This is a genomic window from Sphingomonas sp. OV641, assembly GCF_900109205.1.
Classification (GTDB): Bacteria; Pseudomonadota; Alphaproteobacteria; order Sphingomonadales; family Sphingomonadaceae; genus Sphingomonas.
Genome location: NZ_FNZB01000003.1, coordinates 278,382 through 292,170, shown reverse-complemented (window position 1 = coordinate 292,170; position 13,789 = coordinate 278,382). Strand labels below are relative to the sequence as shown.

The following is a 13,789-nucleotide window of genomic DNA, read 5'->3' as shown; positions in this document are numbered from 1 at the left end:
CCCGAACGGACCGCCCTTTCTTGTTAACTCGCTGCGGCGGTGAAGCCCCGGCCGAAGCCGGAGCATCAGGTCAGCGGCTGTAGAACTCGACCACCAGGTTCGGTTCCATCTTCACCGGATAAGGCACTTCGTCCAGCGTGGGCACGCGGATGAAGGTCACCTTGGTGTTGCCGTCCTGAACCACATAGTCCGGCACGTCGCGCTCGGCGAGGTTCTGCGCTTCGAGCACCAGCGCCATCTCCTGCGCCTTCTTGCCCAGCGTGATCTCGTCGTTCACCGCACAACGACGCGACGCGATGTTGCACTTCACGCCGTTGACGTAGACGTGGCCGTGGCTGACGAGCTGGCGCGCGGCGAAGATCGTCGGCGCGAACTTTGCGCGATACACGATCATGTCGAGGCGACGCTCGAGCAGGCCGATCAGGTTCTGCGAGGTATCGCCCTTCATCCGGGCCGCCTCGTCATAGCAGTGGCGGAACTGCTTCTCGGTGACGTTGCCGTAATAGCCCTTCAGCTTCTGCTTGGCGCGCAGCTGGATGCCGAAGTCCGACACCTTGCCCTTGCGGCGCTGGCCGTGCTGGCCGGGGCCGTACTCACGCTTGTTGACCGGGCTCTTCGGGCGACCCCAGATGTTTTCGCCCAAACGGCGGTCGAGCTTGTGCTTGGCGCTATGGCGCTTCGACATCGTCTTTCCTTCGATTTGCTAACAACGTTGGTCCCGGTATCGCACCGGCCGCCTGATGGCGGACAGGCCTCCTGCTTCACCGGGATGCAGGGGCGATCGCGAAGGGGCGCGCCTAGCCGTGTGACGGTTCTGAGTCAAGGAGCGGAGCTATCAAGCGCCACCCAAAGCCTTATACACCGCGAACGGGACACCGCCCCCGCCATTCTCAAGGCTGGACAGCCGCGGCCCGCCCCGTCAAGGCGCCCACATGACGATCCTTCCCGGACCAGACTGCACCACCATGGCCGAAGTACGCGCCGGCGTCGACGCGCTTGATCGCGAATTGGTTGCCCTGCTGCGCCGCCGCTTCGATTATATGGATGCCGCCGCCCGCATCAAACCGGAACGCGGCCAGGTCCGGGACGAGGCACGCAAGGCGCAGGTCATCGCCAATGCTCGCGCCCATGCCGCCGCTGCGGGCCTGCCGGAACAAGCCATCGCGCAATTGTGGGATGATCTGGTCGAAGCCTCGATCGCCTATGAACTGGCAGAATATGATCGCCGCCAAGCCAAACCATGAAGCGATTGCCGTTCTGTGGGAACCGCGACGTACGCTCCCATCGAACGTTTTAGGCCAGTGACCCAGAACATGGGTTCGACGGGCTCAAGTCGAACGAAGTAAGGCGACCCGAAACGGCGTTCTACCGCGGGCAACCCTCACTCTTGCCTCACATCTAGTGCGCGGCCGATCCGCCGCGCCCAGATCACATGTTCGGCTTACACCTTTGCCGCGTAGATCATCCGGCCCTGCCCCAGACGGTCGAACACCTCCGCTAGTTCGCGCTCACCGACCGCGAAGCAGCCCTGGCTGCGGCCCAGACGGCCATGCGTGCGCAGCATGTCCTCGTTCGAATACCATGCCCCGTGGACCACAATGGCGCGCGCCAGCGCATTGTTGTTCGTGTGGTCCAGGCCGATCAGCCGCTGCGACTTGCCATGCTTGCCGACGTAATAATTGTCCGCGAGGAAGGCGCCTTCGCACGAAGCGTTCGAACCGTTGAGGTTGGAAAAGCGCTGGAGATAGCCGGTATGCCCCGGATCCGATCCGCTGCCATGCGCCACGAGCTTCGACACGCTCTTGCCGCTGATGAGATCGATGAAGTGGAAACGACGCTGCGATGACGGCGCGGAGAAATCGGCGATGACGATGCGGTCGCGCAGCTTGATGCTGTCGCCGTGGCGCTCCAGCGCTGCAAGCGCCTGACGCATCAGTTCGGGGCGCACCACCCGCGGTGAACTCGGCACGATGCGTGGCGCAGGGCGTACCGGCGCCATGTCGGACGGGGTCAGGGCACGCGGACGCGCATCGGCCGTGCGCATCGCGGCGGACACGGCATCCGGAATGATCATCGCGCCGGCCAGCGCGCCAGCAGTCTTCAGCAAGCCACGACGCGTCGGCGCCGTTTCACCCAATTTCGCCATCGATTTTGAAATCCCCGTTCCCGGTATGGCACGCTTATAGCAGGAAAAAGGTGAACAATCTCTGCTGTTTCCCGCAAACCGCCGACGAACACAGCCAATCTACCGCGCATATGACGCGGTTCATCGCATGGCACCAAATAGCAGGAAACGCGTTTATGATGCGACGGCCCGATGATCTCGGGCCCCCACATCGAAAGGGGTCGCACCATGCGCATGATTCGCGCGATGTTGCCGGCTGCCCTAGGATTGGCAGCCTTCACATCTATGCCGGCTTTGGCGGAAACGTCAACGCCTTCCGTAATCGGCAACGCATCCGGCGTTGCGCTCGTCGAGGCTGCGGCGAGCCTCACGCCTGGCCAATATCTCTGGGAACATGATGCAGCGGCCGGCCCGGTCAGCATCCTGATCAGCATCCCGGATCAGAAGGCTTATGTGTACCGCGGCGATATGCTGGTGGCGGTTTCCACCGTGTCGACCGGCAAGGAAGGCAAGGAAACGCCCGTCGGTATCTTCAGCATCCTGCAGAAGAAGCAGATGCACCGGTCCAATCTCTACGACGACGCCCCCATGCCCTACATGCAGCGGCTGACCTGGGATGGCATCGCCATTCACGCCGGCAAGAACCCGGGTTTCCCCGCCTCGCACGGGTGCATTCGCGTGCCTGCCAGCTTTGCCAAGAAGCTGTTCGCCGCGACGGAGATGGGCGCCACGGTAGAGGTGACCGACATGGCCTATGCCGGTGACATGATGGCGCCGCGCAGCGATGCGCAACTGACGGCGGCGGCGAATGGCGCCACCAAGGGTGACCTGAAGACTTTCCTTGCCAGCCGCTAATCGGCGGGGCTGCGAGCAGGAGCAACCACTCTGCGGATGCTCCTACAAAAAAGGCGGGGCATCGCTGCCCCGCCTCCAGATCACTTCTTGATCAGGCCGATTTCCACGAGCCGCTCGTGAAGGTAGCCGTTTGCCGTGATCGGCGTTGGATAGCGGTTCGGGTTTTCCGACGTTATCGTCTGCGGCAGCGTCTCGATCATGAAATCGGGCGCCGGATGCAGGAAGAAGGGCATGGAATAGCGAGAATGCCCGCGCCGCTCGGGCGGCGGATTGACCACACGATGCGTGGTCGACGGCAGGACATGGTTGGTCAGCCGTTGCAGCATGTCGCCGACATTCACCACCATCGCGCCTTCCGGCGGCTTGATCGCCAGCCACGTACCCGAATCGCGATCGAGCAGTTCAAGGCCCGATTCCTCGGCACCGAGCAGCAGGGTGATCAGGTTGATATCCTCGTGCGCACCGGCGCGCACGCCCTCCGCATCGGCCGGAATAGGCGGGTAGTGAAGCAGACGAAGAACCGAATTGCCGTCCTTCACCGCGGGATCGAACCAGTTCGGTGTCAGGCCAAGGTGGCGAGCGATGGCGGAAAGGAGCTTGTCGCCGGCCGTGTCAAAGGCGCGGAACAGTTCAATGAACGTGTCCTTGAACCCCTCGGGTCGCGCCGGCCAGACGTTCGCCGGCATCTCGCTTTCGTAATGATGGCCGCTCGGCAGCTCGCGCCCGACGTGCCAGAATTCCTTTAGGTCGACGTGCTTGGCGTCCTTCGCAATCTCGGTCTTGAACGGCGTGTACCCACGCGCGCCGCCTGCTCCTTCGATGAAATAGCCACGCTTTTCTTCATCGGGGAGCGCGAACAATGCCTCGGTCTGAGACCAGGCGCGCGCGATCAGCTCCTGCGGGATGCCGTGGTCGGCGACGATGGCAAAACCGAAACGGCGAAACGAACCGCCCAGATCTGCGGCGAACCGGTCGGGATCGTGGGCCTGATCGGCCAGGCTCAGCGTCGGCACCTTCGCCAACGGGGTATCAAGCATCACTAACGCCTTCATGGAATAGCGGAATGGTCGCTACATAAGCGCGCGGCGCTAACCCCGCCAGTGTGGCCGAAATTCCCCACCTGCCGCCGCTTGCCGCCCATTTGTTCGGCGCATCAGCCGGAACCGGGCGCGGTGTGCATCCGTTCGAAAGCGCACGATCAGGAGGAACGATCATGGGCGGCCATCAGGTGACCAGCCACGGCGCAGACGACCACGGCTATGATGAGGACGGCTACGACGAAAGCCAGCGCGCGGAGATTCTGGAAGCGACCAGGGATGGTCCGGGCGACGGCACCATCATCACCGATCTCGATCCGGATCTCGACATCGAGGACATCGACGATGTGGAGGAAGACGAGCTTGTGATGCGCGACGACGAAGTCGCGGAACAGGACGATGACGCCGATCAGGACGAAGACGACATCGCCGAGGATGAAGTCCAGGACGAGTTCGACAACGGGACCGTCGATGATGACGAGGACCTCGATGATCCTGATGACATCGCGCTCAATTCCTAATCAGGCACAGGCGCTGCATCTCGGGGCGGCCATGGTTCTGCTATGTCCGGCCTGCTCGCCCCGGCAGCCTTCCGATGAGGTCGACATAGCGGATGCGGCGCAGGCCGCGCGCGACGCGATCGGCAATCATCGCGACACCAGCTCGTCCGCACCGCAAGCGCCGGTTCAGTCCTCGCCGGCCCGGCCGCAATCACCCGCTGGAAGCGCGGTCCGAACGGATCCGCTGCCGCCCCCCGGCCCCGCCGGTCGAGGCGCGGCACTCCCTGACGACGAGGATCGGAAGTCTGCAGCGACAACGCTGCGTGGCTATTTCCGGTTGATCGGCGAGCGCCGGTACAAGGAAGCTTGGGATTTATGGGATCGCGACGGAGCTGCGTCGGGCATGTCGCGCGAGGCTTTTGCCCAAAGCTTCGCCAAATACCGTAGCTTCGAGGCGGAGATCGGTTCACCGGGCCGGGTCGATGCGGGCGCCGGCCAGCGCTACGTTACCTTCCCTGTCACGGCTGCCGGCACCTTGCACGATGGAAGCCCGTTCACGATGGCGGGACCGGTAACGTTGCATCGTACCGGACCGATCGACGGCGCGACTGAGCGGCAGCGCAGCTGGCGAATCCACGAATCCGGCCTTCGCCCCCGCCCCGCCCGATCAGATACCGCCGACCAGATCTTCGTCCGCTATCGATGTGAGAACGGCACCGAATTCGCGGCGCGCTTCGACAATCGCACGAACACCGCTGTCATCTCGCTCCCGTCGATCAGTGTTCAACTTGAGGGGCAGCCGGTCGGCTCGGGCATTCACTACGCCGGCCATGGCTATGACCTTCGCGGCAAGGGCGATCGGGCCACCTTCTCCCGGCCCCGCTTCGCGCCTACCGAATGCCGCGCCTTATCGTAAGCAGATAGCGCGCGGGCACCGGCAATCGCCGGCACACAAATCACGATGACCGCACCCGCCCGCAGCGGCGACGCGTCCGGATCAACAGGCTGTCACCAATTGCTCGCAGCGCCTACACCGGCTGGATGCCGACGATCGCCCTGCTCCTCGTCTCCAACGTCTTCATGACCATCGCTTGGTACTGGCACCTGAAAGGCGGGATGGCGAAGCCGCTGCCCAATGTCATTCTGCTGAGCTGGGGCATTGCGCTGGTCGAATATTGCTTCGCCGTGCCGGCCAATCGGCTCGGCTATGCCAGCGGCTGGACGGGCGGGCAGTTGAAGGTGGCGCAGGAGGTCATCACGCTCCTGGTGTTCGGCGCCTTCGCCGTCCTTGTTCTTGGCGAACAGTTGAGCTGGCGACACGCTGGCGCATTCGCCTGCCTGATCGGTGCCGCCGCCTTCATGTTTGCTGGCCGCAGCTAAGCCGTCACCGCCGCCAGGTTTGAATGGCCGTTCCGAGATCCGGCCGCGGACGCTCCTCCAGCGGTCGCGATGGCGTGCCGATGAAGATGAATCCGGCGATCCGCTCAGGCGCAGCGCCAAACGCATCGCGAACTTGATCGTTAAAGGCGGCCCAGGTCGTCAGCCAACCGCCGGCGAATCCCATCGCATGGGCCGCATGCAGCAGGTTCATGCAGGCGGCCCCGGCCGACAGTTCCTGCTCCCACAGCGGGATCTGGCTATCCGTCCGCGGCGACGACAGCGCCACCACCAGTGCGGGTGCCTGATGGGCGAACTGTTCGATCGCCTCCAGTTCCAGCCGCTTCGCCTCCGGGCGTTCGGCGGTGTAGGCCTCGAGCAGAAGTGCCGCGAAATCGGCACGCTGTTCCGGCTCGACGATCACGAACCGCCAGGGCGCTAGCTTCCCGTGATCGGGCGTGCGGCAGGCGATCGCGCACATTTCGGCAAGTTGGGCGTGGTCCGGCCCGGGTGCCGAAAGATCGCGGGGCTTTCCTGATCGGCGTGTGGCGAGAAGTGAGAGCGGCGTCGACGTGTCATTGAACATGCCGCCACTCTAGCCGTCGCGAGCCGCCCGTCGAGCGCATTGCGGTCACCACAGGGTTGCCAAAAGAAAGGGCGCCGGGATTTCGCCGGCGCCCACTCATCATTCCACAGCAGCAAAACCGCCCTTCGACCGCCTGCCAAGCCAAGCGCTCAGACGAGGCCCTCGCCGTCCCGGGGCCGGCCGACAGGGCCGGCGCAACGGACCGTCGGCCGCCGCAGCACGTGTCGGCGCGGCGCGCTCAGGCGCTGTAGTACATGTCGAATTCGACCGGGCTCGGGGTCATTTCCCAACGGGCGACCTCGCTCCACTTCAGTTCGACATAAGCCTCGATCTGATCCTTGGTGAACACGTCACCCTTCAAGAGGAAGTCGTGATCGGCCAGCAGGCTGTCCAGCGCCTCGCGGAGCGAACCGGCTACGGTCGGCACTTCGGCGAGCTCGGCCGGGGGCAGATCGTACAGGTTCTTGTCCATCGCCTCGCCTGGATGGATCTTGTTCTGGATGCCATCGAGGCCGGCCATCAGCAGCGCGGCATAAGCGAGATATGGGTTCGCCATCGCATCCGGGAACCGCACCTCGACGCGCTTCGACTTGGCGCCCGTGCCGTACGGGATGCGGCACGATGCCGAACGGTTGCGGCTCGAATAGGCGAGCAGCACCGGCGCTTCGTAACCCGGCACCAGCCGCTTGTAGCTGTTGGTGGTCGGATTGGTGAAGGCGTTGATCGCCTTGGCGTGCTTGATGATGCCGCCGATGAAATACAGGCACATGTCGCTGAGCCCGGCATAGCCGTTGCCGGCGAACAGCGGGTTCTTGCCATCCCAGATCGAGAAGTGGGTGTGCATGCCCGAGCCGTTATCTTCCTTGATCGGCTTGGGCATGAAGGTCGCCGACTTGCCATAGGCATGCGCGACCTGATGCACGACATACTTGTAGATCTGCATGCGATCGGCGGTGGTGGTCAGCGTGCCGAAGGTGAGGCCGAGCTCGTGCTGCGCCGCGGCCACCTCATGGTGATGCTTGTCGCACGGCAGGCCCATCTCGATCATCGTCGAGACCATCTCGCCGCGGATGTCGACTGCGCTGTCGACCGGCGCGACGGGGAAATAGCCGCCCTTGGCGCGCGGGCGGTGGGCGAGGTTGCCGCCCTCATACTCCCGACCGGTGTTGGTCGGCAGCTCGATATCGTCGATCTTGAAGTAGGATTCGGCGTAGTTCGTGTCGAACTGCACGTTGTCGAACATGAAGAATTCGGCTTCCGGGCCGACATAGACGGTGTCGCCGATGCCGGTGGAGGCGACATAAGCCTCGGCGCGCTTCGCGGTGGTGCGCGGGTCACGGGCATAGCCCTCGCCGGTCGACGGCTCGAGGATGTCGCAGAACACGATCAGCATCGGCGTGGCAGAGAACGGATCGGTGTAAACGGCGTCCAGATCCGGCTTCAGGATCATGTCGGATTCGTTGATCGCCTTCCAGCCTTCGATCGACGAGCCGTCGAACATCAGGCCGTCGGTCCACTCGTCTTCGCCCATCACGCTGGCAACCATGGTCAGGTGCTGCCACTTGCCCTTGGGATCGGTGAAGCGCAGGTCGACCCACTCGATCTCTTCGTCCTTGATGCGCTTGATGACGTCTGCGGCGGTCGTTGCCATTTCTGTTCGTTCCTTCTTCGATCTCTAACGCCCCTCCCGCTCGCGGGAGGGGTTAGGGGAGGGAATGTCGTCGGAGGAGCGCAGCCCTGCGGCCCTCCCCCGCCCCTCCCTTTCCGAACCTCATCAAAGTGATATCTTTCATGAGGTCCCTCGCGGGAGGGTAGATCCGACGATCAGATTGCGTCGTCGTTGCGCTCACCTGTGCGAATGCGCAGTGCGGTCTCCACGGGGATGACGAAGATCTTGCCGTCGCCGATGCGGCCCGTCTGCGCCGCCTGAGCGATCGCTTCCACCACCCGATCGACCAGGCCATCCTCGACCACCACCTCAAGCTTCACCTTGGGAAGGAAGTCCACGACATATTCAGCGCCGCGATACAGTTCGGTGTGGCCCTTCTGCCGCCCAAAGCCCTTGGCTTCGGTCACGGTGATGCCGGACACCCCTACTTCGTGCAGCGCCTCCTTCACCTCATCGAGCTTGAACGGTTTGATGATCGCTTCGATCTTCTTCACGCGGAAACGCCCACCCCTGGTTTGAACCCTCGCCCCGCCTTCGGTGCTTGCATCGAACGTGCCAGCCGGGGGCCAAGAGAGCAAGGTGGCGACTCGGCTCGGGTACGGCTTTGCCGGGTGCTCGAAAAACGGGCAGTGAGCGGGTGGGTGCCGCGTTATGCAGCACCCCGCCTTCTCAGCGAACGCCCGTCGGCACCGGCGAATTCTGCGCGCCCGGCACCGGTGCCACGGCCTTTGTTCCGCCACCAAGGTTCTTCTGCGCCCAATGCGCCTCGTCGATGACGTAGAGCCGGACGAGCTGCGCCTGTTCCGGCGTCATCACCTTGGCGAAGCTGACCATGCCCTTGTCCTTCAACATGCCGTCAATCAGGATCGCCTTCCACGTGTCTGGATCTCCTAGCGTTGCCGACCGCTGCAGGTTGGGCAGTACGCCGCCACCGCCCGCGCTGGCGCCGTGGCAGACCTGGCAGTAGCGGCCGAACAAGGCCTGTCCCTGCGCTACCTGCTGCGGCGTGGCCTCGTTCTCGGGCAGGTTCACCGGGGTCGAATCCTGCGGCTGCGAACCGGGCAGTTGCGTCTTGCCGCCCAGCTTGAAAACGAGCAGGCGTGGCACATTGGGTACGTCGCGCGCCTTGCCGATGGCATAACCGATCGATAGCGGCAGCGCCCCGCCGCGCCCGGCCAGCACCGCGACATATTGCTCGTTGCCGATCATGAAGGTGGACGCGCCGGCCATGATCCCGGTGCCAACCGGATAGGTGAAGAGCTGTTTTCCCGTGTCCGCCGCATAGGCACGGAACTCGCCCAGCGCCGTGCCCTGGAACACGAGGTTGCCGGCGGTCGTCATCGTGCCGCCGTTCCACGGCGTCGGATAATCCACCGTCCAGCGTGCCTTGTTAGCAACCGGATCCCAGGCGACCAGCCGCCCGGTGGCGCCGGCAATCGCCTGTTTCACCGCCGACGCGTCGCGCGGATACATGGCGTTGCCCAGATCCTGCCCGACGTTGAAGCCGAGCGGCTTGGCCCCGTCGAGCGGCGAGGATGGGTTGAGATAGGCCGATCCGACGATCTGCGCCGGAATATAGGCCAGCCCCGCCTTTGGATTGAAGCTCATCGGCTGCCAGTTATGCGCCGCAATCGCGCTCGGCACGGCAAGGAACGGCTTGCCCGTCTTGTAATAGCGCGCTTCCGGATTCTCGATCGGGCGTCCGGTCTTCATGTCATAGCCCGACGCCCAATTGACGCCGGGGATGAACTGGCCGGCGTTGATCAGCTTACCGTTCGTCCGGTCGATGACATAGAAAAAGCCGTTCTTGGGTGCCTGCATCAACACGCGGCGCTGCTGGCCACCGATGTTGAGCGTGGCGAGATTGATCGGCTGGGTCGCGGTGAAGTCCCAGGTCTCGCCCGGTGTCTCCTGGTAATGCCAGACATATTCGCCAGTGTCGGGCTTCAGCGCGACGATGGAGGAAAGGAACAGATTGTCGCCCTGCCCTTCGCTGCGCAGGCCATGGTTCCAGGGCGATCCGTTGCCGACACCCAGATAAAGTTGGTCGAGCTCCGCGTCATAAACGATCGAGTCCCACACCGTGCCGCCACCGCCCGATTGCTTCCACTGGCCGTTCTTCGACCAGGTCGGCGCCACCTTCGCCATCGCCGCGTCGCTCGCCTCGCCATCGGGCGCGCCGGTCGGGTTGGGAACGGTGTAGAAGCGCCACTTCTTCGCGCCGGTCGCCGCATCATAAGCAGTGACATAGCCGCGCACGCCGAACTCGGCGCCGCCATTGCCGATCACCACCATGCCCTTCATCACCCGCGGCGCGCCGGTGATGGTATAAGGCTTCGAATTGTCGGTGGTCTGGACCGACCAGTCCTGCGCGCCAGTGGCCGCATCCAGCGCGATCAGCCGGCCGTCGATCGTGCCGACATACAGACGCCCCTTCCACGCGGCGACGCCCCGATTGACGACGTCGCAGCACGCCTGAACGCCCTTTTCGCGGCTGACCTTGGGATCGAACTCCCAAAGCTTCTGCCCCGTCGCCGCATCAAAGGCGAAGACCTTCGACCACGGCCCGGTCACGAACATCTTGCCGTCGATCACGACCGGCGTCGCTTCCTGTCCTCGGGCATCCGGCATGTCGGCGTACCAGGCCAGGCCAAGCTCGCCGACATTGCCGGCGTTGATCTGCGTCAGTGGCGAGAAACGCTGCTCGGCATAGTTGAAGCCCGTCATCGCCCAGTCGCGCCCGTCACCGCCGCTGGTCAGCAGCGCGGCATCGACCTTGCCGACGCCGGTGGTCGCGGAACGATCCGCTGCGGCCGGCTCATCCGTCGCCGCCTTGCACGATGTGAGCGCCAGCGCCGCCAGCAGCGCCCATCCGATCCGCATATTCCTCTCCCCGCCCCTGTTCGAGCTTTGGCGGGAGACTGACGCAGGTTGGTGAGGAAGGGAAGTGGTTAAACCGAAGCGGTTAGCCTGACGAAGGTGTCAGGTTCATCCCGTCCGTGCCGAGCGACGTCGAGGGACCTGCCCTGCCAGTCGCCACTCGCGGGCTGTGCCGCGACGTTGCTCAGCGCGAACGACTGTCAGGCGAAAGGCGGCTTGTGCAGCCCGGCCGGCGAGAAGGTGAAGACTTCGCAGCCCTCCTCGGTGATGCCGATCGAATGTTCGAACTGCGCCGACAGGGATCGGTCGCGCGTCACGGCCGTCCAGCCATCGTCCAGCAGCTTCACGTCCGGACGCCCGATGTTAATCATCGGCTCGATGGTGAAGATCATGCCCGGCTTCAGCTCGGGGCCCGTCCCCGGCCGGCCGACGTGCACCACTTCGGGCGCATCATGGAACAACCGCCCCAGCCCGTGCCCGCAAAAGTCGCGCACCACGCCATAGCGATGGGATTCTGCATAGCGCTGGATCACATGCGCCACATCGCCCAGCGTGTTGCCCGGCTTCGCCTGTTCAATCCCCAGCATCAGGCATTCATAGGTCACGTCCACCAGGCGCCGCGCCTTCAGCGGAACATCGCCGATCAGGTACATGCGAGAAGAATCGCCATGCCAGCCGTCGAGGATCGGCGTCACGTCGACATTGACGATATCGCCCGATTTCAGTGCCTTCTCGCTCGGAATGCCGTGGCATACGACGTGATTGATCGAGATACAGCAGCTGTGCGTATAGCCGCGGTAGCCAAGCGTCGCGGGCACACCGCCACGGCTCTTGATAAAGTCGTACACCAGGCGGTCGATCTCGGCGGTGGTCACGCCGGGCACCATGTGCGGCACGATCATGTCGAGCGTTTCGGCGGCAAGCTGGCCAGCGGCGTGCATCCCGGTGAAGGCTTCGGGGCCATGCAGCTTGATGGCGCCGTTGCGGCCCAGCGGCGCATCGCTGGTGACGGTAACATATTCGGTCATGGCGACCGATATAGCGTGACGAGGGTAGTTTTGCGAGGCTATGCCGGGGCTCGCATGGAAAGCGAACGCATCTGGACCGCCGCCCTCGTCGTGATCGGTGACGAGATCCTCTCCGGCCGAACGCAGGACAAGAACGTCGCGCAGATCGCGCAATGGTTGAATGTTCAGGGCATCCGCCTGGTCGAGGTGCGCGTCGTGCCCGATCGGGAAGAAGCCATCGTTGAGGCGGTGAATACGTTGCGCGCCCGCAACGACTATCTCTTCACCACCGGTGGTATCGGCCCTACCCATGACGACATCACGGTGGACGCCATCGCCGCCGCGCTCGGGGTCGGGGTCGTTCATCATCCCGCCGCCGTGGCCGTGCTGGAGCGTTATTACGCTACGCGTGGCGGCGCGAGTGAGGCTCGGCTGCGCATGGCGCGCGTGCCGGAAGGCGCAGAGCTGATCGAGAACCGGATGTCGGGCGCGCCCGGCATCCACATCGGCAATGTCTTCATCATGGCCGGCGTGCCCCACATCACTGCCGGCATGCTCGATTCCCTCACCGGTACGCTCCAGGGTGGCCACCCGGTGATCAGCCGGCAGATCGGCTGCTGGGTCGCCGAAAGCGAGATCGCCGACGTGCTGCGCGATGCGGAGCGCACGCATGAAGGCGTCGCGATCGGCAGCTACCCGTTCTTTCGGGAGGGGCGCACCGGGGCGAATTTCGTCGTTCGCTCGCCGGATGGCGCGGCGGTGGACGCCTGCATCGCCGATCTCACCACGGCGCTCGAGGCCGCCGGTCACAAGGTGTTCGCCGAGGGGATCTGATTATTGAGCGCAGGCGGTCGACCTTCGCGCGATCAGGACTGTATCTCCGCACTGCTCAGGATCCGAGCCCGGCCGCGGTGCTTCGCCTCGTAGAGCGCGCCATCGGCGCGGCGCAGCGCCTCCTCCAGCGTACGCCGGGACGCCGCCGTTGTCCCGGCCGAGAAGGTCAGCGGCCGTTCGCCGACATGCGCCAGCGGTTCGTTGCGGATCCGCTCGGCAATGCGCATCAGCACCGATTGGGCCTGCGCCTCGGTCGCGCCTCGAAAGAAGACCAGAAACTCCTCGCCGCCCCAGCGTGCCACCAGGTCCGTATGCCGGACCGTGCCGGCCAGCACCTTGGCGAAATCCTGCAGCACCCGGTCGCCCGTCTCATGACCGAGCAGGTCGTTCACCAGCTTGAAATGATCCATGTCGACCAGCGCCAGCGCCCCGGTCGTTTCATGCTCCGACAGCACGTCCAGCCGCTGGAGCAAGCCGCGGCGGTTCAACACGCCGGTCAGCGGGTCGCTGATCGCCTCCCGGCTCAGCTTGCGCATCCGTTCCGCCGTCGCTCCGGCCGCCCGGTTGACCCCGGCGAAGAGACGCGCGGCAAGGTCGCTGCCCGACAGCTGCGGTACCGGGGTGATCTCCCCATCGCCGGCATCGTTCAACGCACGTGCCGCAACGTCGATCGGGGCCAGCAGCGCATAGATGCCGCCGACCGCGATCACCGTCCCAAGCAGCGTGGCCACTGTCACGACAATGGCCCCCGGCCAGTCCAGCCGGCTCGTCGTCGCGGCCCACGCCAGAAAAGCGGCAAGCGGCAGGTGCGTGCCGACGAAACAGACCGCAAACAGCCGCAACTGCAGGCTGCGCGGGAAAATGAACGAGCTTGCAAGATACAAGCGCATGGCTCGTTGCCCCCAGTATGTCCACGCCG

General features: G+C 64.4%; 15 protein-coding genes. 6 read left to right on the top strand and 9 right to left on the bottom strand.

The features are described 5' to 3' along the window. Positions 1-70 precede the first annotated feature (70 nt). Positions 71-685 (bottom strand): 30S ribosomal protein S4, encoded by a 615-nt coding sequence (gene rpsD, locus BMX36_RS15365; RefSeq protein WP_093066791.1) that lies wholly within the window; start codon positions 683-685, stop codon positions 71-73. Positions 686-932: 247 nt separating this feature from the next. On the opposite strand from rpsD, the gene BMX36_RS15360 reads away from it, so the two are divergent. Continuing rightward, positions 933-1,244, top strand: a complete 312-nt coding sequence (locus tag BMX36_RS15360) for a chorismate mutase (RefSeq protein WP_093066789.1) — start codon at positions 933-935, stop codon at positions 1,242-1,244. A gap of 197 nt (positions 1,245-1,441) precedes the next feature. On the opposite strand, the gene BMX36_RS15355 is transcribed toward BMX36_RS15360, so the two are convergent. Next, positions 1,442-2,146, bottom strand: coding sequence for a murein L,D-transpeptidase catalytic domain family protein (locus BMX36_RS15355; RefSeq protein WP_177179171.1), 705 nt, complete (start codon positions 2,144-2,146; stop codon positions 1,442-1,444). Positions 2,147-2,353: 207 nt separating this feature from the next. On the opposite strand from BMX36_RS15355, the gene BMX36_RS15350 reads away from it, so the two are divergent. Then, complete coding sequence (locus BMX36_RS15350; RefSeq protein WP_371262911.1) at positions 2,354-2,980, top strand: L,D-transpeptidase family protein; 627 nt, start codon at positions 2,354-2,356, stop codon at positions 2,978-2,980. A gap of 80 nt (positions 2,981-3,060) precedes the next feature. On the opposite strand, the gene BMX36_RS15345 is transcribed toward BMX36_RS15350, so the two are convergent. Then, on the bottom strand, positions 3,061-4,017 hold the full coding sequence (locus BMX36_RS15345; protein ID WP_093066787.1) for an isopenicillin N synthase family dioxygenase: 957 nt from the start codon (positions 4,015-4,017) through the stop codon (positions 3,061-3,063). Between the two features lie 176 nt (positions 4,018-4,193). On the opposite strand from BMX36_RS15345, the gene BMX36_RS15340 reads away from it, so the two are divergent. The 3 genes from BMX36_RS15340 (at position 4,194) to BMX36_RS15330 (ending at position 5,897) form a co-directional block, all read left to right on the top strand. Beyond that, positions 4,194-4,538, top strand: a complete 345-nt coding sequence (locus BMX36_RS15340) for a DNA primase (protein ID WP_093067023.1) — start codon at positions 4,194-4,196, stop codon at positions 4,536-4,538. Then, positions 4,507-5,433, top strand: coding sequence for an MliC family protein (locus BMX36_RS15335; protein WP_218142181.1), 927 nt, complete (start codon positions 4,507-4,509; stop codon positions 5,431-5,433). The genes BMX36_RS15340 and BMX36_RS15335 overlap by 32 nt, the downstream gene beginning before the upstream one ends. Before the next feature lie 125 nt (positions 5,434-5,558). Further along, complete coding sequence (locus BMX36_RS15330; protein WP_066782060.1) at positions 5,559-5,897, top strand: DMT family protein; 339 nt, start codon at positions 5,559-5,561, stop codon at positions 5,895-5,897. 4 nt (positions 5,898-5,901) lie between these two features. On the opposite strand, the gene BMX36_RS15325 is transcribed toward BMX36_RS15330, so the two are convergent. From BMX36_RS15325 to map, 5 genes are all read right to left on the bottom strand, one after another. Next, positions 5,902-6,480: a nitroreductase family protein gene (locus BMX36_RS15325; protein ID WP_093066783.1), complete on the bottom strand. Its 579-nt coding sequence runs from the start codon at positions 6,478-6,480 to the stop codon at positions 5,902-5,904. A gap of 238 nt (positions 6,481-6,718) precedes the next feature. Then, entirely contained in the window at positions 6,719-8,131 is a 1,413-nt protein-coding gene (glnA, locus tag BMX36_RS15320) for a type I glutamate--ammonia ligase (RefSeq protein ID WP_066782062.1), read from the bottom strand. Between the two features lie 173 nt (positions 8,132-8,304). Beyond that, the gene (locus BMX36_RS15315) at positions 8,305-8,643 is read right to left on the bottom strand and encodes a P-II family nitrogen regulator (protein ID WP_066777324.1); all 339 of its coding nucleotides are present in this window, start codon (positions 8,641-8,643) and stop codon (positions 8,305-8,307) included. Between the two features lie 175 nt (positions 8,644-8,818). Next, entirely contained in the window at positions 8,819-11,032 is a 2,214-nt protein-coding gene (locus BMX36_RS15310) for a PQQ-dependent dehydrogenase, methanol/ethanol family (RefSeq protein WP_093066781.1), read from the bottom strand. A 197-nt stretch (positions 11,033-11,229) separates the two neighbouring features. After that, entirely contained in the window at positions 11,230-12,057 is an 828-nt protein-coding gene (gene map / locus BMX36_RS15305; protein ID WP_093066779.1) for a type I methionyl aminopeptidase, read from the bottom strand. A 54-nt stretch (positions 12,058-12,111) separates the two neighbouring features. Here map and BMX36_RS15300 point away from each other — a divergent pair, with 54 nt between their 5' ends. After that, positions 12,112-12,870, top strand: a complete 759-nt coding sequence (locus BMX36_RS15300; protein ID WP_093066777.1) for a competence/damage-inducible protein A — start codon at positions 12,112-12,114, stop codon at positions 12,868-12,870. Positions 12,871-12,902: 32 nt separating this feature from the next. Here the strand turns inward: BMX36_RS15300 and BMX36_RS15295 are convergent, their stop codons facing one another. Next, on the bottom strand, positions 12,903-13,760 hold the full coding sequence (locus BMX36_RS15295) for a GGDEF domain-containing protein (protein WP_093066775.1): 858 nt from the start codon (positions 13,758-13,760) through the stop codon (positions 12,903-12,905). Positions 13,761-13,789 lie beyond the last annotated feature (29 nt).